The sequence below is a fragment of the Xenorhabdus vietnamensis genome, from assembly GCF_002127535.1.
Taxonomy (GTDB): domain Bacteria; phylum Pseudomonadota; class Gammaproteobacteria; order Enterobacterales; family Enterobacteriaceae; genus Xenorhabdus; species Xenorhabdus vietnamensis.
This window is the reverse complement of sequence record NZ_MUBJ01000019.1, coordinates 26,600-46,422: the sequence shown is the minus strand read 5'-3', so window position 1 is coordinate 46,422 and position 19,823 is coordinate 26,600. Positions and strand designations below refer to the sequence as shown.

General features: G+C 42.3%; 16 protein-coding genes. 10 read left to right on the top strand and 6 right to left on the bottom strand.

The features are described from left to right. The first annotated feature begins 64 nt into the window (after positions 1–64). Together ansA and pncA are read left to right on the top strand one after the other, a co-directional pair. Positions 65–1,084 carry an asparaginase gene (ansA, locus tag Xvie_RS15115; RefSeq protein ID WP_086110086.1) on the top strand — a complete coding sequence of 340 codons (1,020 nt, stop codon included), beginning with the start codon at positions 65–67 and terminating at the stop codon, positions 1,082–1,084. 24 nt (positions 1,085–1,108) lie between these two features. Further along, a complete protein-coding gene (gene pncA, locus Xvie_RS15110) occupies positions 1,109–1,744 on the top strand; it encodes a bifunctional nicotinamidase/pyrazinamidase (protein WP_086110123.1) in 636 nt (211 codons plus the stop codon). Positions 1,745–1,836: 92 nt separating this feature from the next. On the opposite strand, the gene Xvie_RS15105 is transcribed toward pncA, so the two are convergent. Continuing rightward, positions 1,837–2,118, bottom strand: coding sequence for a YeaC family protein (locus tag Xvie_RS15105; protein ID WP_086110085.1), 282 nt, complete (start codon positions 2,116–2,118; stop codon positions 1,837–1,839). Between the two features lie 200 nt (positions 2,119–2,318). Then, complete coding sequence (gene msrB, locus Xvie_RS15100) at positions 2,319–2,732, bottom strand: peptide-methionine (R)-S-oxide reductase MsrB (protein WP_086110084.1); 414 nt, start codon at positions 2,730–2,732, stop codon at positions 2,319–2,321. Between the two features lie 342 nt (positions 2,733–3,074). Here msrB and gapA point away from each other — a divergent pair, with 342 nt between their 5' ends. Together gapA and Xvie_RS15090 are read left to right on the top strand one after the other, a co-directional pair. Then, entirely contained in the window at positions 3,075–4,070 is a 996-nt protein-coding gene (gene gapA / locus Xvie_RS15095; RefSeq protein ID WP_086110083.1) for a glyceraldehyde-3-phosphate dehydrogenase, read from the top strand. Positions 4,071–4,199: 129 nt separating this feature from the next. Next, positions 4,200–5,108 (top strand): D-hexose-6-phosphate mutarotase, encoded by a 909-nt coding sequence (locus Xvie_RS15090; protein WP_086110082.1) that lies wholly within the window; start codon positions 4,200–4,202, stop codon positions 5,106–5,108. Between the two features lie 98 nt (positions 5,109–5,206). On the opposite strand, the gene dadX is transcribed toward Xvie_RS15090, so the two are convergent. The 3 genes from dadX to fadR all read right to left on the bottom strand — a co-directional run bounded on the left by dadX (position 5,207) and on the right by fadR (position 9,028). Beyond that, positions 5,207–6,274: a catabolic alanine racemase DadX gene (gene dadX / locus Xvie_RS15085; RefSeq protein WP_086110081.1), complete on the bottom strand. Its 1,068-nt coding sequence runs from the start codon at positions 6,272–6,274 to the stop codon at positions 5,207–5,209. Positions 6,275–6,313: 39 nt separating this feature from the next. Then, a complete protein-coding gene (locus tag Xvie_RS15080; RefSeq protein ID WP_086110080.1) occupies positions 6,314–7,615 on the bottom strand; it encodes a D-amino acid dehydrogenase in 1,302 nt (433 codons plus the stop codon). 690 nt (positions 7,616–8,305) lie between these two features. After that, positions 8,306–9,028, bottom strand: coding sequence for a fatty acid metabolism transcriptional regulator FadR (gene fadR / locus Xvie_RS15075; protein WP_086110079.1), 723 nt, complete (start codon positions 9,026–9,028; stop codon positions 8,306–8,308). A gap of 256 nt (positions 9,029–9,284) precedes the next feature. Here fadR and nhaB point away from each other — a divergent pair, with 256 nt between their 5' ends. Both nhaB and dsbB read left to right on the top strand, forming a co-directional pair. After that, entirely contained in the window at positions 9,285–10,829 is a 1,545-nt protein-coding gene (gene nhaB / locus Xvie_RS15070; protein WP_086110078.1) for a sodium/proton antiporter NhaB, read from the top strand. 192 nt (positions 10,830–11,021) lie between these two features. After that, positions 11,022–11,534, top strand: a complete 513-nt coding sequence (gene dsbB, locus Xvie_RS15065; protein ID WP_086110122.1) for a disulfide bond formation protein DsbB — start codon at positions 11,022–11,024, stop codon at positions 11,532–11,534. 170 nt (positions 11,535–11,704) lie between these two features. Here the strand turns inward: dsbB and Xvie_RS15060 are convergent, their stop codons facing one another. Beyond that, the gene (locus Xvie_RS15060) at positions 11,705–12,685 is read right to left on the bottom strand and encodes a helix-turn-helix domain-containing protein (RefSeq protein WP_086110077.1); all 981 of its coding nucleotides are present in this window, start codon (positions 12,683–12,685) and stop codon (positions 11,705–11,707) included. A gap of 294 nt (positions 12,686–12,979) precedes the next feature. On the opposite strand from Xvie_RS15060, the gene Xvie_RS15055 reads away from it, so the two are divergent. From Xvie_RS15055 to Xvie_RS15040, 4 genes are read left to right on the top strand one after another with little or no spacing between them, the layout of a single operon-like run. Further along, positions 12,980–14,956: a TonB-dependent receptor gene (locus Xvie_RS15055; protein WP_086110076.1), complete on the top strand. Its 1,977-nt coding sequence runs from the start codon at positions 12,980–12,982 to the stop codon at positions 14,954–14,956. Then, complete coding sequence (locus Xvie_RS15050) at positions 14,953–16,206, top strand: MFS transporter (RefSeq protein ID WP_086110075.1); 1,254 nt, start codon at positions 14,953–14,955, stop codon at positions 16,204–16,206. Before Xvie_RS15055 ends, Xvie_RS15050 begins: the two co-directional genes overlap by 4 nt. Then, on the top strand, positions 16,196–18,025 hold the full coding sequence (locus Xvie_RS15045) for an ABC transporter ATP-binding protein (protein WP_086110074.1): 1,830 nt from the start codon (positions 16,196–16,198) through the stop codon (positions 18,023–18,025). Before Xvie_RS15050 ends, Xvie_RS15045 begins: the two co-directional genes overlap by 11 nt. Then, positions 18,012–19,784: an ABC transporter ATP-binding protein gene (locus tag Xvie_RS15040; protein WP_086110073.1), complete on the top strand. Its 1,773-nt coding sequence runs from the start codon at positions 18,012–18,014 to the stop codon at positions 19,782–19,784. The genes Xvie_RS15045 and Xvie_RS15040 overlap by 14 nt, the downstream gene beginning before the upstream one ends. Positions 19,785–19,823 lie beyond the last annotated feature (39 nt).

Here is a 19,823-nt window from a genome sequence, read left to right as displayed (position 1 = left end):
TCAGGCTTTTTTTATTCCAGATACTCCCTATAATCCGGCTAACTGTTTTGATTGAGGCGTTACCATGCAGAAGAAGTCCATCTATGTTGTTTACACTGGCGGCACAATTGGAATGCAACATTCCCCCAATGGATACATTCCCGTTTCCGGTCATTTACAACAACAACTCGCAAAAATGCCCGAATTTCACCGCCCAGAAATGCCAACATTCACGATCCGCGAACATCAGCCCCTGATTGATTCTTCTGATATGACTCCTGACGATTGGGGCATCATAGCAAATGATATTTATCAGAATTATCATGACTATGATGGCTTTGTGATTCTGCACGGTACGGATACCATGGCTTTCACTGCATCAGCACTTTCTTTCATTTTTGAAAATCTCAATAAGCCAATTATTGTGACAGGGTCACAAATTCCTCTGGAAGCATTACGTTCTGATGGACAGACCAATCTCCTTAATGCACTGTATCTTGCAGCAAATTATCCTATCAACGAAGTCAGCTTATTTTTCAACAATAAGTTATTTCGGGGAAACAGAACAATTAAAGCCCATGCTGATGGCTTTGATGCCTTCTCATCCCCTAACTGTGCTCCACTGATGGAAGCCGGGATAAATATCCGCACTTTTAAAACAAACCCCATACCTGCCAGTCACGGAGAGTTCGTTGTAAATCCGATCACATCACAACCGATCGGCGTTGTGACTATCTATCCCGGATTATCCAGTCAGGTGGTAGAAAATATTCTGATGCAACCGGTCAAGGCATTGATTTTGCGATCATACGGCGTTGGCAATGCACCTCAACGGGCTGACTTATTGAAAACGTTACAGGAAGCCACTGAGCGCGGCATTATTGTGGTTAATCTGACACAATGTATTTCTGGCCGAGTCAATATGGAAGGCTATGCTACTGGTCATTCTCTGGCAGCATCGGGGGTGACCAGTGGATATGACATGACCTTCGAAGCAACTTTAACTAAATTGCATTATTTATTGAGTCAATCTTATACACCTGAAGAAATCCGCCACCTGATGCAACAAAATCTGCGTGGAGAATTGAGTTATTCTGATGAATAATAAATAGGTAAATCGAGAAATATGATGAAAACAGCATTATTGCTTGTCGACCTACAAAATGACTTTTGTACTGGGGGCACATTGGCTGTCAAAGACAGCGAAGCGGTGATTGAGGTAGCAAATAACGTTATTGTACTGTGCCTGAAAAATAATATCACTGTCATCGCAAGTCAAGATTGGCACCCAGCTAACCACATGAGCTTTGCAGAAAATTCCGGACAAAAGATTGGTGAATTAGGAGAACTCAATGGCATCCCCCAAGTATGGTGGCCGAACCATTGTATACAAGGACAATTTGGTGCTGAGTTACATCCTTCGTTAAACCAATCTGCTATTCAAGAAATTTTCCGAAAAGGTGAAAGCCCTCAAATAGATAGCTACAGTGCGTTTTTCGACAATGACCATAAAAGTGAAACCCGTCTACATAAATGGCTAACTGAGCAGAGCATACAACGCCTGTTTGTACTGGGAATTGCCACTGACTATTGTGTAAAGTTTACTGTGCTTGATGCCTTGGCACTAGGCTATGAAACCTATGTCATTACTGATGGTTGCCGTGGAGTCAATATTCAGGAAAATGACAGCCAGCAAGCATTTGGAGAAATGGCAGCAAAAGGCGCTAAATTAATCACCCAAAACGAAATCATGATTATTTTGTAATATCAGCAAAACCAATGTTTGGCTCTAACTAATGAATAAAATATAACCTCGTCCGGTTTTTGCAAGGACGAGGTTGATCAATCAGCCTTATTTCAATTTTCCGACTGAGGTTTCAATTTTGCAATCATTTCAGACTGAAATGTAGCCTTTAACTCTTGTTTGCTTTGTATGGCAATCTGACCATCTGTACCAATCGTCATATGCTCAGGATCATGATTATGTCTTGCTTGCCAAAGCATCACAGCCTGTAAGCTGTATTCTTTCTGTTCTGGCGTGAGTGGCACCCCATCCTGCCATTTCCCTAGTTCAACAGCCTGAACTAATCGCTGATAAATTTCAGGTGTCATGGCGGAGAGTAAATCATCCAACTTCATTGATATTTCCTTAATAGCTATATGCACTATTTTAACTTACATGCTCACTACATGTACTACATTCACGACATGTTTTATTCGTACGGCTATAAGCCAGCACGACAACAATTGATATCAATATGAACCAAAGTAAGCTGAATCGTTTTTTCTTAACTTACCAATCCAATATTTATTTAGATTCAGAATATTCAGGAATAACATTAACCTTCTGTTTCTTCACCTGTTTCTTTATCAATAAAACGCAATGCTGCCGAATTAATACAAAAACGTTCCCCTGTAGGCTTAGGGCCATCGGGAAAAACATGCCCCAAATGTGCCTGACAACGGCTACAACGCACTTCTACTCGATGCATATTATGCGAATAATCATCCACAGATGTGATGGAACCCTCACTCAATGGTTGATAAAAGCTCGGCCATCCACATCCCGAATCAAATTTCGTATCAGAAATAAATAATGGCTGGCGGCAACACAAGCAATAATAAATACCATTTTTTTTGTTGTGCAGTAGTTTTCCTGAAAATGGCGGCTCAGTACCTGCTTCTTGCGTAATATAACGCTGCATTTCACTAAGCTGTTCGATAGAAAGGGAAATATTTTGACTTTTAGTCATAATGACCACCTTTTAAGGCCAAGATTTTCAATAAAAAATCATCGAAAACAACAAAAAATTAACAACAAAATATCAAAACGCATTCTAACCCATTCAACATAGCAATTTACTTTACTAATTGTGATAAATCTCACATATCTAACCGATGGTAACTTTAAATATATCCTTATGCCCCGATAATGGTGTGCGTAGGGCTTGTCCCAGCTGTATAGAAATCGTCCAAACAGTGATTATTAAATTGATATTTTTCAATTGTTGACACGATTCCGCTTGACGGCTGACAAGATTTTGGTAACTTTAGAAACAACTTTTAATTCACTAAAAAATAGCTGGTGGAATACTATGACTATCAAAGTAGGTATTAACGGTTTTGGTCGTATCGGCCGTATTGTTTTCCGTGCTGCTCAAGAACGTTCAGACATTGAAATCGTTGCGATCAATGATCTGTTGGATGCAGAATACATGGCTTACATGCTGAAATACGACTCAACCCACGGCCGCTTCAACGGTACTGTTGAAGTTAAAGACGGTCAGCTGGTTGTTAACGGCAAAACCATCCGCGTTACATCTGAAAGAGACCCAGCTAACCTGAAATGGAACGAAGTGGGTGTTGATGTTGTTGCAGAAGCAACGGGTATTTTCCTGACTGACGAAACTGCACGCAAACATATCGCTGCTGGCGCAAAAAAAGTTGTTCTGACTGGCCCATCCAAAGACAATACTCCAATGTTCGTTATGGGTGTCAACCACAATGCCTATGCAGATCAGGATATCGTTTCCAACGCATCTTGCACCACTAACTGCCTGGCTCCACTGGCTAAAGTTATCAATGACAAATTCGGCATCGTTGAAGGTTTGATGACTACAGTTCACGCAACAACTGCAACCCAGAAGACTGTTGACGGCCCTTCTGCAAAAGACTGGCGTGGTGGCCGCGGTGCGGCACAGAACATCATCCCTTCTTCCACTGGCGCAGCAAAAGCAGTAGGCAAAGTTATTCCAGAACTGAACGGCAAACTGACTGGTATGTCTTTCCGTGTTCCTACTCCTAACGTATCTGTTGTTGACCTGACTGCGCGTCTGGCTAAACCAGCAACTTATGCAGAAATCTGTGACGCAATCAAAGAAGCAGCAGAAGGCGAGCTGAAAGGCATTCTGGGCTACACTGAAGATGACGTGGTTTCTACTGATTTCAACGGCGAAAAACTGACTTCTGTATTCGATGCAAAAGCAGGCATCGCACTGAACGACAACTTTGTAAAACTGGTTTCTTGGTATGACAACGAAACTGGCTATTCCAACAAAGTTCTGGATCTGATCGCTCATATCTCCAAATAATCGAGCTTTCTATCCACGTTCAAAAGCCATCTGTTTACAGATGGCTTTTATGTTTATCTATTCAAAATATTGAGCTATTCTTGTCCCTTGGTTCAACTGCCAATTTAAGTTTACACAAGGTCATGACAAATGCTTGATAAAATTTTTTCATTACCAGTTGTAGAACAGATCTCCCCTTATATCAGTCAGCGAAACATTGATGGTTTTCCGTTAATTATTGTTTCCCACCCCAAAGCCCGCGGAGCAATCAGTATTCAAGGTGCACACCTGATTACATGGCAGCCCAATAACGAAAAACCTGTTTTATGGGTTAGTGATAAAGCCAATTTTAGTGCAGGCACTGCTATTCGTGGAGGTATTCCCATCTGCTGGCCTTGGTTTGGTTCGTCCTCAGCTCCCAGCCATGGGTTTGCACGGATATTGCCTTGGGAGCTCAAAGCCCATAATGAGAATGAAAATGGCGTTATTTTGACATTTACATTACAGGATAATGCATATACCCGTAAGTTATGGCCACATGAGTTCACATTGATTGCCCGTTTTAAATTAGGGGAAACTTGCGAAATAGAGTTAGAATCCCACGGTGAATATCAAGCCACTTGTGCCCTTCATTCTTACTTCAATATCAGTGACATCAATCAAATTCAGGTCAGTGGGCTAGGTTCTCATTTTATTGATACCCTCGCCGATAGAGAGCAATATATCAATGACGATTTAGTCTTCCGCGGCAGAACCGACCGCATTTATACAGAGCCGGGCGATTTTAGTTTGCTCAGAGATCCTTTATGGAAACGAACAATTGAAATACACCACTATCACCACAGTGATGTCGTATGTTGGAACCCTGGTGCTGAACTTTCCAGTAGCATGAAAGATATGAGCAAAAGTGGTTATAAGAATATGGCGTGCATTGAAACTGCGCGTATCAATAATCCATTAAAACCTAAGAATAACAATCCTGACAGACTTTCTATTGTTATCCGCTGTCGTAAATTCTCAGACAATGGTCAGTTAGATGGAAGCAACGAGAAAAAATAGCAAAAAACTCAGAAATGATTGTGCAAACAGATATATAACAGGCATTTATTCCCAAACCGAGGATAGAAATGCCTGAAACTGTCTGGATATAAAAAGGATTAAACCACCGTGACTGGAACGCGCTTCGCTAAAGCACACAGAAGCTCATAACCAATCGTTCCTGCTGATTCCGCAACTTCATCTACTGGTAGATTTTCTCCCCACAACTCGACAGCACTACCTATATTAGCCTGAGGACATGGCGTTAAATCAACCGTCATCATATCCATTGAAATAGCGCCCAATAACTGGGTTCGAACACCATTGACCATGACCGGTGTCCCCGTTGGCGCGTGTCGTGGATATCCATCCGCATAGCCACAGGCGACTGTACCTACACGTATGGGCTTCTGGGTCGCATAACGACTGCCATAGCCAATTGTCTCTCCTTTGGGAAGTTCATGCACAGCAATGATTTCACTCTGTAACGTCATGGTTGATTTCAATCCAATATCGGCAATATCACGCCATTTTCCGCTCGGAGATGCACCATAAAGAATAATGCCCGGCCGTACCCAATCTCCATGTGTTTTTGGGTGCCATAAAACAGCACCAGAATTCGCCAGACAATGAGGCAGTGAGTTCATTTTCAGACGTTCAACAACCGCAAATTGCTCATCTATACCAACTTCATTATCCGAGTTAGCAAAATGGCTCATCAAAGTTACTGAATTGATATTTTTAATCCCTTTCACCATTGAAACTATCTGTGGATACTCTTCTGAGGTGAATCCCAACCGATTCATGCCACTATTGAGTTTCAAATAGATATCAATAGGATTGTCCAATTTAGTTTTTTCTATCTCATTGAGCTGCCAATGGCTGTGGACTGCGGTCGTCAATTGGTACTTATTAATAATCTGCAAATCCGCTGGCTTGAAAAAACCTTCCAATAATAAGATTGGCCCTTGCCATTCCTGCTCCCTTAAATAAATAGCTTCATTCATGTCAAGCAGCGCAAATCCATCTGTCTGCATGAGTGATTGCCATATTCTATCCAACCCATGCCCATACGCATTAGCTTTGACTACCGACCAGATTTTACTGTTACCCGCTCTTTGGCGAATAATCGACAGATTATGGCAGAATGCATTGAGATGGATCGTTGCCAAAATAGGACGTGGCATGACGACCCCTTCTTATAGTAGTAGTTTTATAGTAATAGTTTACGCAGTATGTAAATGAGGCTTCATTGGAAACACTTTTATATTGAAACCATCAATGTATCTGAATACAGAGAGATCATCTGCCGCAATATCAGGCTCTTTGCCAGAAATTAAATCAGCCAGTAACTTCCCTGAACCACAGGCCATTGTCCAACCTAATGTCCCATGCCCAGTATTTAAATAGAGATTCGCATACTTGGTTGGCCCCACGATAGGTGTACCATCCGGAGTCATAGGACGCAAACCTGTCCAAAATGAAGCCTCCGTGATATTACCGCCATTGTGATACAGATCCTGTACTACCATTTTTAATGTTTCACAACGATTTTGGGGGACATTCAAATTAAATCCAACCACTTCCGCCATGCCACCAACACGAATACGATTGTCAAAGCGCGTAATGGCAATCTTGTAAGTTTCATCTAATACGGTTGAGGCGGGTGCTTTTGATTCATCCATAATCGGCATTGTCAATGAATAACCTTTCAGTGGATAAACCGGTATTTTGACCAAATCTTTCAATATTTCAGTGGAATAAGATCCCATCGCCACTACATAGTGATCGGCTGTCATTATGCCATCGTTACACTGAATACCCGTGACTTTATTCCCGTCTACCAAAATCTGTTTAACTTGCTTATTGAATATAAACTTAACACCAGCGTTTTCTGCCATCTTAGCCAATTCTTTGGTAAAAACCTGACAGTCACCAGTTTCATCATTCGGTAATTGCAATCCACCAGTTAATTTATGAGAAGTATGGGCCAGTGCTGGCTCCACTGTAGCTAATTGCGCAGCGGTTAGTAATTGATAGGGAACACCTTCTTGCTCTAAGACTTCAATATCATTAGCAGCATTGTCAAATTGCTTGGCAGTTCTGAACAATTGCAGGGTTCCCCCCTGACGCTCTTCATATTGGATACCCGTATCTACCCTTAATTGTTTAATACAATCCCGGCTATATTCTGCCAAGCGTACCATTCTGCTTTTATTCATCGCGTAATGGCTTGCATTGCAATTGCGCAGCATTTGCCACATCCAACGTAACTGAAACAGAGAACCATCAGGGCGGATAGCTAAAGGCGCATGACGTTGAAACATCCACTTAATCGCTTTCCGTGGAATGCCCGGAGCCCCCCAAGGGGTCGCATATCCTGGTGAAATTTGACCAGCATTACCGGCACTGGTTTCTTCAGCAGCACTATTCTGACGATCAATTACAATAACTTCATGGCCTGCCTGTGCAAGATACCATGCACTGGTTACACCAATAACACCAGAACCTAAAATAAGGACCTTCATTCTACCCCCTACTGGTAAGTGATATTTGCAAGCATAATATGCTAAAGATAAAAAACCAATACAGAATAATAGACTGCATCGCTATTAATTAATTTTTAGGATTTAAGTCACATTTTCATTACAAAATATAGATAATTCATTTCTTTGCAAAATGTCAGGGATAAAAATAAAATCAAGTAAAATCAAAAGAATGAAATGAAATTAAATGCCATTTATTCCTTTGATTCATACACATTAAAGTGATTTTCATGAAAAAAAGAAACATTATATTCACAAAATCAATATTTATATTTTATTTAAAAAAGGCAAATTAAAAGAATTTAATTCCATTCCGATATTGATTAAATAGAATAATAATTCAAAAAATTAAATTAAACAGTTGGGAGAGTTTTCAACGTCGATTAATACGCTAAAAAGACGATGACATAAATAAGTTCACAAAGTGAGCAAAAACTAAGAATTGAGTGCGCTATTTTAAGTATCTCTTACAATACCTCCTAAATAGCACTCATATATCAAGCGGTGATTAGTGATTAAAGAAATGCCCCAGAAATATAGGTAATTCTGCATCATATTATTAAACATTATATGAACGAACTTTTATATAACCATATAACTGGGGTAAATAAACACGATCAAGAGCGAGGCAATCAAAAAACAAAGTGTTTAACTAACCAAGACGTGCTGCTGTTAATTCGCTGATCCTTCTGCCAGTTCATTGAGCATAATGCTTTGCATACTATGCCAGATAATTCCACTCTCTTTACCATAATTACGCACACAATCCATGATTTTGTCATAGGATTTTTCCCGACACAGTGAACTTAATTGCTGGTAAAAATTCAGTGCGAGATTACGCGCTTCAGGACTGGAAAAATAATAACGGCCAACACGGGTATACAACCCTTTCAGGCCATTAATAATCAAGCCATAAATTGGGTTTCCTGATGCAAAAGCCAAGCCACGGAAAATATCATAATCCACAGAGCTGAAAGACTCCGCGGTATCTTCCACATTTTCTTTTTCCGCCAGAACTTCCAGTGATTTTTCGGGATTGAGCCTGAATGCGGTACGGATAAAAATGGCTGCGATATTGGTCCGTACTGCTAACAAGTTATCAATCAATTGGGGAACCCGATCATGATCAAGGCGTGCCAAAGTTTCCAGAATATTAAGACCGGATGTTTCCCAAAAGTTATTAACCTTGGTTGGTTTTCCATGCTGAATAGTCAACCAACCATCACGGGCAAGGCGCTGCAACACTTCACGCAAAGTCGTACGGGTGACACCGATCAATTCAGATAATTCACGTTCTGCTGGCAGTATGGAACCTGGTGGAAAGCGATTATTCCAAATACTTTCAATGATATACTCTTCCGCGAAACTCGCAGGACTTTGAGCCTTAATTACCATAATTTTAATTATTCCAAAGCAGTTTTCTTGGCTAATAATAGCGGTTGATCATACCAGAATGTGTTTGTTCGACATAGTTACCTGATGAATAAACCATGAAAGGGTGAAAGGCCTCATAAAATATACAATAATTCATAGATTAATTCTGTGCTAACACCCTTAAATTACTATCATTTTGAGCGTACTATACCCAGAATATTTCTATATAACTGTTTGGATTTGCTCCAAGTATTCACAAAGAGGAATGTTAATAATTATGGAAATCAGTATCCGACATGCAATGGTGAAAAACTTTCTCGGCAGTTCGCCAGATTGGTACAAACTGGCCATTGTTGTTTTTCTTATCATCAATCCATTGCTCTATTTTTTAGTCAGCCCCTTTGTTGCTGGCTGGATGCTCGTTGTTGAGTTTATTTTCACACTGGCAATGGCATTAAAATGCTACCCCCTGCAACCCGGTGGATTACTCGCCATTGAAGCAGTCATCATCGGAATGACTTCACCAAAACAAATAGGTCATGAAATTGCCAACAATCTGGAAGTCATTTTATTGCTGATTTTCATGGTTGCGGGTATTTACTTCATGAAACAATTACTGCTGTTTGTTTTCACGAAGCTATTGTTAAGTATCCACTCAAAAAAAATGCTGGCATTGGCATTCTCTCTGGCCAGTGCTTTCTTATCCGCTTTCCTTGATGCCCTGACTGTAATTGCCGTCGTCATTAGTGTGTCAGTCGGGTTTTACACCATCTATCATCAATTCCTTTCCCACAATGACAGCTCTGAACTGAGTGATGATAATTCCATTGACAGTGAAGATACAAAACAAACGTTGGAGCAATTTCGGGCGTTTCTGCGTAGTCTGATGATGCATGCAGGGGTCGGTACGGCACTGGGCGGCGTAATGACGATGGTCGGTGAACCACAAAACCTGATTATTGCCAAATATGCTGGCTGGGATTTTGTTACCTTCTTCATCCGCATGTCACCAGTCACCATTCCTGTGTTTATTTGTGGTTTGGCTGTCTGTTTGCTGGTCGAACACTTTAAGCTGTTTGGTTACGGTGCTGAATTACCTGAGCGTGTTCGCTCTGTCTTAAGAGATTATGACCAAAACGCCAGTGAAAAACGCACCCGCCAAGAAAAAGCCCAGCTTGTCGTTCAGGCATTGATCGGCATTTGGTTGATTGTGGCACTGGCTTTTCATTTAGCCGAAGTGGGTTTGATTGGTCTATCAGTCATTATTTTAGCGACCGCATTCTGTGGTATTACTGAAGAACACGCATTGGGAAAAGCGTTTGAAGAAGCCTTGCCATTTACTGCTTTGTTAACGGTATTTTTCTCCGTGGTTGCCGTGATTGTTGACCAACAACTGTTTACGCCATTTATTCAATTTGTCTTGCAATCGTCACCTGCTTCGCAGCTTTCCTTGTTCTATTTGTTCAATGGGTTGCTATCTGCAGTTTCTGATAACGTCTTCGTCGGCACAGTTTACATTAATGAAGCCATGACAGCCCTGAAAAACGGTCTTATCTCACAACAACAATATGAGTATTTAGCCGTCGCCATCAACACGGGAACTAATTTACCATCCGTGGCAACGCCAAATGGGCAGGCGGCTTTCCTATTCCTGCTGACTTCTGCTCTGTCTCCACTGATCCGTCTCTCTTATGGCCGCATGGTAATGATGGCATTACCTTATACTATCGTAATGACACTAGTTGGCCTGTTAAGTGTTGAATTTTGGTTGGTGCCTGCCACTGAATATCTCGTCAAACTCGGTTTGATCGTTCCGCTATAACCATTAACCGAATTTATCATTGTATCCTGCCGGTATAGTGTGCAAATCTACGCTATCCGGCTTTTTAGTTAATCATTTTTCTGAAAAAATAGTTTAGGTGATTGTAATTTCATTTTTTATAGCTGATAAAGCGGCACAATAAGCCAATTATTTATCTTGAAAAGATAGGAAAAAAAGATGGGGGAAAAGAACATGTTTCAATTTTTAAAACTGAGTTCCCAAAGGCAAGTCTCATGGTTATTGATGGCACTGACCGCTCTTATCCTAGAAGCAACAGCTCTTTATTTTCAACATGTTATGCAGTTACAACCCTGCGTAATGTGCATTTATGAGCGTGTTGCGTTGTTTGGTGTTTTGGGGGCAGCGTTGTTAGGAGCAATCGCGCCTAAAACTCCTTTACGCTGGCTGGCGATCCTAATATGGGTTTACAGCGCATGGCAAGGATTGCAATTGGCATGGAATCACACCATGATGCAGCTATATCCTTCTCCGTTTAATACTTGTGAGTTCTTTGTCCAATTCCCATCTTGGTTACCATTGAATGATTGGCTACCTTCTGTATTTCAGGCCAATGGCGATTGTTCTATTAAACAGTGGGAATTTTTAACACTGGATATGCCTCAATGGCTGATTGGCATTTTTGCCGCTTATTTGTTGGTGGGCATTTTGGTATTGGTAAGCCAGTTTTTCCGAGTTCAGAAATAGATATTCAGAGTAATCAATTTCCCCTGTGTAACAGGGGAAATTGATATGTTTCTATCGTAAGTCAGAGCCTCAGCTCATTAAATTTAATTATAAAAAATATAATGCAGTCACCAAATTAATGACTCAATCAAAAAATGCTAATCAGAAAATAGATATCACGTTCAAAATTTCTATTGACTTTCCGCTGCAATAAGTTCAGTCCTTAATGTATGATTCACGGCATATTTTGCCTGCCATGCTTTAGGATTGATCAAATAGTGTTGCCGGAAGCGTTTAGAAAAATGGCTTGGGCTGGAATAACCCACTGCTGCCGCAACCTCAATGACACTCATTCCTTTTTTCAATAGATCTTCCGCTGTAGTCATACGAACGTTTTCCAGATATTGATGGAAGGTACGAAAAACAACCGCACGGAATCCCTCTTTTAATTTCCGCTCATTCAAACCCACCGCTCTTGATAGCAATTTTATTGTCCAAGGGTAATGATAGTCGCTGTTAATTATTTTTATTGCATTATAAACCGCACGACGCTGCAAACCATTAATTGCATTATATTGGCAATCATAAATTTGAGCAGTCACACAAGCGAGTATTTCTAACGCTTTTGCCTTTAAATAAACCTTCCTGACACTACCATTTAATTGACATTCTTCTATTTGATTAACTATCTGCATAAATGGTGGATAAATAGGGCGAGCCATCATCAAGACATCACTATAACTCGCATTTTTTTCAAAACCAGCCGTTAGTTTGGTAAAAGATGGCAACTCCTGAGCTTCAATTTCGTTCAGAGAAAAACGGATATCAAGGATATGCCATGTTCCACAACCAAAGAAATTCATGCCGCGTGTCATTTTAGGCGAATAGAAAAAAACCATTGTTCCCGGATTAATATCTAAATCATCGCCGTTCTCAATCGCCATTTTCCCTTTTCCGCTTAGAACAAACGCAATTGATACTGTTGGCGGCCCTTCACAATATTCCGTGAAATCTTTATTTAGCTCAAGACGAATCCGGTTTATGTGAATTCCGTCAGATAGTTCCTCCGTTAACAACGAGGGAGCTATATCATTTTCCTCCACCTGTGAGTGCATATAACTGCAATGGCCAGCAGTGAAAACTCCCAATTTCTCGCTATAGATCGTCTTCATGAGATCCCCTGTAAAATTAGCATCAGATTCCATTTCAAATGCTATTTACATAAAAAACAGTATGTTGTGTATGTTAAGAGCATTATGCTTTTATTTTATATATATATACATAATGTAAATATCACGCAATTTATCATTAATGATAATCATTATCAATAGTACGCATTGCGCTACTTTTGTCCCTATCCCGTTAGCCCCGATTTTCTACTCTCGTTAGTCTCCCAAAGATGTTTTTTGTTTTACCACACTTAGTTTTTGTAAAACATGATTTGACAAGGCATAACGAGTATTAATATGAAGAGAAAATATGCTAAGGCATCTGTCTTATGTTGTCTGGTTTCACCTGTAGCTTGGGCAGAACATGCACCTGAAGCTAAAGAAGATGTTTTGATCGTAACCGCTAATAAACGAGAAGAAGCATTAAATAAAGTTGACGGCAGCATTTTGGTTAAAACTGGCGAAGAACTTGAGCAAGCGGGTATCACTCAGGTGCAGGATCTTGAACGTGCTTTCCCCGGTTTACAAATCCGCTCTCGCGGTAACCGAACTTATGCGGCAACCACAATTCGGGGCATTAGTTCACCTGATTACTATTCACCTTCCATTCGAATTTATGTTGATGGCGTTCCTCAGGATCACCAATTTCTGACACAGGAATTAATTAATGTAGAACGTGTAGAATTATTACGTGGCCCTCAAGGCACTTTATATGGTGGAAACGCCCAAGCAGGTGTTATCAATATTATCACTCGTTCTCCCAAGGAAGGCCCTTGGCTTAACCTTTCTGGTAATTATTCTAAATTAAAGCAAGGTGGTTCCTTCAGCGGATCAACGCCTTTGATCGAGGGCATTCTTTATGGCAGTACGAGCCTACGCTGGGTAAAAGAGCCGGGGCAAATTGATGCACCAAATCGGGGTGCTAAAAATATTGATTCCAGCAAAACCTGGTTAGGTAAAGGACAACTGACATTTGCGCCGGATGATTCTCCCTTCAGTGCTGAACTTAGCTTTGCTCATGAAGATCTCAACTCACACGAAGAACTTTATTTAACCGACGAGCAATTCCGCCGGAAAGAATACGATGGCTCTACCCCTGATTTAAAACGGCGAGTCAACAGTTATGCGCTGAAAGCTGAATATGATTTCGGTGAGAATGCATTGACCAGTGTCACTTCTTATCAGGATCGCGATATCTTCCGTGATTTCGTCGGGGGTAAATGGAAAGAGAAACACCACGCCACAACCCAAGAACTGCGTTTAAATTCCAACTACTCAAATGGAATAACCAGTGTTCTCGGCGGTTGGTTCTCAGATGAAACCAATAAACATCATACTAGCTATAATGATGCCCACAACAAAATCAAAGGAAAATCGCTAGCTCTGTTTGGCGAAGTTAAATTACCCATTGCGTCTCAATGGGATCTCACCCTTGGTGGTCGTTTGTCACATGAAAAATCTCAGATCAACTACTCAGGATCTGACATCATGAAAATTGACGCATTTGATAATCAAGTTTCCAACAACGAATTTACCCCTAAAGCGGCTTTGGGCTGGCAATTCACGCCTGATACCCGTTTCTATGTTTCTGCAACTAAAGGTTATAAACCCGGCGGGTTCAATAACATTATTTCCTCTGCCGAGGATAGAAAACCTTACGATACCGAAACTTCAGACAATTATGAATTCGGTTGGAATACCGCATTCTTTGATAATGCCGTGACATTAAACAGTGCGGTTTATTATATTCGTTCAAAAGACAAGCAGATCTATGTTGGACCTATTGGCATGCAATCCATTCGCAATGCCGGAAAAGCAGAAAGTAAAGGGATTGAACTGAGTAGCCAGATCAAACCAATGCAAGGACTCAGATTTTCTCTTGGCGGCAGTGTAGGTAAATCAAACTTCACTCATGCAACCAATACAATAAATAGCGTAAGTTACAACGGCAAACGTCTGCCATATGCGCCAGATATCATGCTTAATGCAAATGTCGACTATCTGATTAATCAGACATTCTTGCCAGGAAATCTCTATGTAAATGCTGGTGCCCGCCACTATTCAAAAAGCTACTTTAATGAAGCGAATACCCTTGAACAAGGCGCATATACTCTCTATGACGCTTCATTAAGTTTAGAAATGGCTCACGGTGTTAACGTCAAACTTTATGGCGAAAATCTGGGCAACAAAAAGTACCGTGTTTCTAGTTTCACACAAGGTAGCATGATGAGTAAGGGCTTGAATGTGGGGCTGGACGTGAGCGTTGCATTATGACGCAAACGCACAATATTGCAAATTCCCGTCACGTTTCGTTACTGCTTTTGACTTTGGCTGGTGTTTACACCATCCAAAGTACCATTGGCATGTTAACGTTACAAAGCATGCCCGCATTTTTGCGCAGCCACGGTGTAACGCCGGATAAGATAGGGTTACTTTATCTGTTGATGTTACCCTGGGCATGCAAATTCCTTTGGGCGCCGATTGTAGAGCGCTATCGCAAATCAGGTTCGGGGGATACTCACCCCCGCCGCCTCATGCTCTGTGGCAATCTGCTAATTACACTGCTTTTCTGCGCAATGTCATTGGCAAACCCCGCTGAACATATGCCACTGATTATTGCGGCTCTGTTTCTGATAACACTTTGCCTGACCATTGTAGACACCACCACAGATGGCCATGCTATCGACCGGTTACCACCACAACTTCGCCCTTGGAGCAATGTCATGCAGGTCGGGGGCGGTTATCTGGGAGCCATTATCGGCAGCGGTCTGTTTTTATATCTGACTTCATTGTATGGCTGGCATATTGGCGCAGGTGTATTAACCATTGTGATTCTCTTAATGTCACTGCCTATTTTGTTCATCCGAAAAACTCAGGGAAAGCAAGAACCGGATGTTTCAACAGCGGTGGCAACCCCTTCCCTGAAGAGTGCATTACGCCGAACTCCGGTTAAACAGGCACTGGTTTTAATACTGTTATGTATGGTGGGTACACGCCTGTCACTCGGTATGCTCTCTCCGTTTTTAATCGATCGCGGAGTAGATTTAACCCAACTAGGCATCATTGCAGCCAGCGGTGGTGCATTAGCCGGATTATCCGGTGTCCTGTCTGGCGGCATCATTGTACGTAAATTAGGGGCCATTCAGACATTATTGTGCCTTATGCTGCTTGAATGCCTGGTGTTAGCGGGAATTTTCTGGCTTGCCCAACAACCAGAAACCTCTGTATCCCTGCTTTCATCTGCATACGTCCTCATCACATTAATCACCGCGGCCAAATTTGTTGCTTTATATACCCAAATGATGTCTCTGGCGGCAGGTACACAATCTGGTGTGGATTTTGCGTTGATGCAATCCGCAGATATGAGCATTGCGATCATCTGTTCAATACTGGGTGGGCTGATTGTGACCAAAACAGGCTATGCTTCCCTTTTCGCTTTAGCATCACTCTTCACCCTCGTTGGCCTGTTCTGGGTATTACGCAAACGCCGCGATTTCCAAAAGGAAAGCACCTATGCCCAATAATGATTCTTCTGTACAGAACTCGCCAGAGCAACGCGCCGCGGATGCCGGAGTCATTAAGGCACTGTGGAATATGATGCGCCCATATCGCGCACTAAGTTACGTTGCCATTGCGCTTGCCATTGTTTCCGCTGGACTGCAAATATTACCGGCTGCGATTGCAGGGCTGATTACCCAGTCTATCTATGACGGGAAATATGACACGTTACTGAGTTACGGTGTCATGTTATTAAGCGCCACTTTTGCCGCTATGCTGACTTTCAGTGGCTCAACGTTTGTTTCTCATTTGATCGCCGCCGACGTTCAGGCTGATGTTCGTCGCAAAATCAGCAGTAAATTGAAGTCTGTTCCCTTAGGCTTCTTCATACAAACCGACAGCACCGAAATCAAGAAAATGATGTTAGATGACGTCGAACAGCTTGAAGATGGCATTGCCCACATCATTCCAGAGATGTCCGCAACCTTGTTTGGCCCATTGATCGCATTGAGTGTTATGTTGGCCATCGATTGGCGGTTAGCATTGGCGGCATTCGCCCCGACTTTGGGCGCTTGTTTATTATTCATCTATATTCAGATGAAAGTTCAAACCACAACTCAGCGTTTTTACGCAGCCCAAAATCGTATTGCTTCAACCATGGGTGAAGTTATCAATGCAATCCCTGTGGTAAAAACCTATTCAGGCGGCAATATTGCGCTACAGCGAGCGGAAGAAGCATTTACCGCCCTGACACGCATTATTGATGTTTGGGTTGAGAAAGTGCAGGTCAAATCCAGCCGATTTTTTGTGTTATCCAGCGCTAACCTATTGTTTGTTCTTCCTTTGGCAATCTGGCTATTTAGCCGACAAGAAATCTCTGTATTTGAATTCACCTTCTTTATCTTGGCTGCTATGGCATTCGGTAATATTGCCTCATCCATGTTCGCTGTGATGACACGTTTGCAACAGCAAGAGGCATTAATTACACGTTATCACTGGTTAATGAATCAACCTGAATTAACACCATGCACTCAGGGTCAAACATCTGCCGATCAAATGCCTGTTGATCATAACGTGACCTTACATAATGTCAGCTTCTCTTATCAAGATGAGCAGGATAATGCATTAAATAACATCTCGTTTTCCGTACCTGCCGGAAGTTCACTGGCTCTGGTCGGAGCCAGTGGTTCTGGCAAATCCACGGTAGCCAGTTTAATTGCCCGTCTTTGGGATCCACAACAAGGCAAAATTACTGTTGGTGGCATTGATATCCGCAATATGGATGAGCCTACCCTGCGCAATAACATCTCTTTTGTTTTCCAGCGGATATTCCTGTTCAACGATACGATAGCCAATAATATCCGATTGGCCCGCCCTGATGCTTCCCAAGCGGAAGTTGAAGCGGCGGCCACCGCAGCACAGGCACACCAATTTATCCAACAGCTACCACAAGGCTACAACACCGTACTTAACAACGGTATCAGCTTATCTGTGGGAGAAAAACAGCGTATCGCTGTTGCCACAGCCATCCTGAAAAACGCACCCATTCTTGTCTTGGATGAAGCCACTGCCTATGCCGACCCTGAATGCGAAAAAGAGATGCAACAAGCACTCAATGCGTTATGTCACACTGAAACAGGTCGCAATAAGACAGTGATTGTTATTGCCCATCGTCTGCCAACCATCCGCCACCTTGATCAAATAGTGGTCTTGGATAAAGGACAAATCATTGAGCAAGGTACTCATGATGAACTGGTCGCACAGCAAGGCGCGTATGCCAAGCAGTGGGCAGCCTGGCGGGGAGAAAATACCGGAACAGGAGTAAATTATCATGGGGTTATTTAATCGTCTCCAGCAACATCTGTCCCCGAAACTACAACGGGTCTGGTTCCGTGGGTTGTTATATAAACAGCTTGATACTATTGCAATTATTGCTCAACTTGCTATCGCAGCTTGGGCTATCACTCATCTGAAGTACACTCATCTGAAAGAAAGTGGCAACGATATGCTGCCGCTTATTACTCTGTCTTTATTGATTCTTTTACTGTTGCTGCGGTTCGCTTTTATGTCTCGCGCATTACGCCAACTCACCATTGCCGCTTATGGATTGGGTATAGAAATCCGCCGCTCTTTGCTACAACGGCTTGTTAGTATGTCTGTCGCGACTATTCGGGGATTAAGTGCCGGAAAAATAGCCCTGACATTATCCGAAGATGTGCAATGGCAGGAAAATCAATCCGCCTATACCACCCCACAAATCACCTGTCAGATCACGATGCTGGCGCTTATTTATCTGGCCTTATTCTGGTTCGATTGGATTGTTGCTGGCAGTGCCCTATTGGTACTGATGGTTGGACTAATTATCCTGGGTGCTATCCGTCAAAAGCTGAATGAAATATTGCATCGACGGGCAGCTATGATGGCTGACGTATCTGAATCGATCGTAGAGTATGCACAAGGCATGGCCTTTATCCGCGCAGCAGCAGTCACCACGACGGTAGAACAACGTTTTGACCAAGAAATTGAACAATTACGTACCGCATTCCGCCGCGGAGTATTCAAAAGCATACCGCTACTGAGCCTGTTTTACATCGTCATTGATACCAGCGTGGTCGTTGGCATTCTGGCCGGAGCATTACGCATTCATTCTACGGAAGCACTCACACTTTCTGAAATGCTCATCACGATTTTGCTGCTGTTTGCCACAATTACGCCTTTACGCGGGATCATTCCCCTACTCAATGTCACCGCATTGACACAAGTAGGCGAAACGCATATTGCAGAAATAGAAGCGGTTGAAACGCAGGTTTCCGGCCCATTGGCAGCGCCAGCTAAATACGATGTTAAAGTTAACAATATTTCATTTAGCTATCCGGGAACCAGTCAGCCAGCTATCCAAAACGTTTCATTTTATGCACCACAGGGCAGTATGACCGCTATTGTGGGGCCAAGCGGCAGTGGTAAATCCACACTGGCTTATTTATTGCTCTCTTTTTATCAACTGGATAAAGGTGAGATCCGTCTGGGTGGTGAACCTATTCATCATTATCAGACTCAAGCCCTGTATGACACCGTCACAATGGTATTTCAGGAAACGGCACTATTTCAGGATACTGTTGCTAATAATCTCCGTTTGGGTGATCCGGATGCGACTCAGTTGGAATTGGAACAAGCTGCCCGCCTTGCCAATATTCACGATACGATTATGGCCTTGCCGCAAGGATATGACACCCTTTTAGGTGTGGATGGCGGTACGTTGTCCGGCGGTGAACGCCAGCGCCTTGCCATTGCACGCGCCATTCTAAAACAATCACCTGTTTTATTCCTGGACGAAGCAACAGCTTCACTGGACCCGGAAAATGAGCGATTGATACAAGAAGCGTTTAATTCTCTTACCCAGAATAAAACGGTCTTTGTTATCGCCCATCGATTAAGCACGATAACCCGCGCTGATCAAATATTGGTAATGGATCATGGAACCCTTTGTGATAGCGGCACCCATGACGAATTACTGAATCGCTGCCCGCTTTATCAATCTCTCTGGAAAAATCATCTTGGTTCAGAAGAGCATTGGCACTTACACCCGCAACATCCATCCGAATAAGGTGTAACCCACCCATTCTTTGACTTATTACGTAACTGC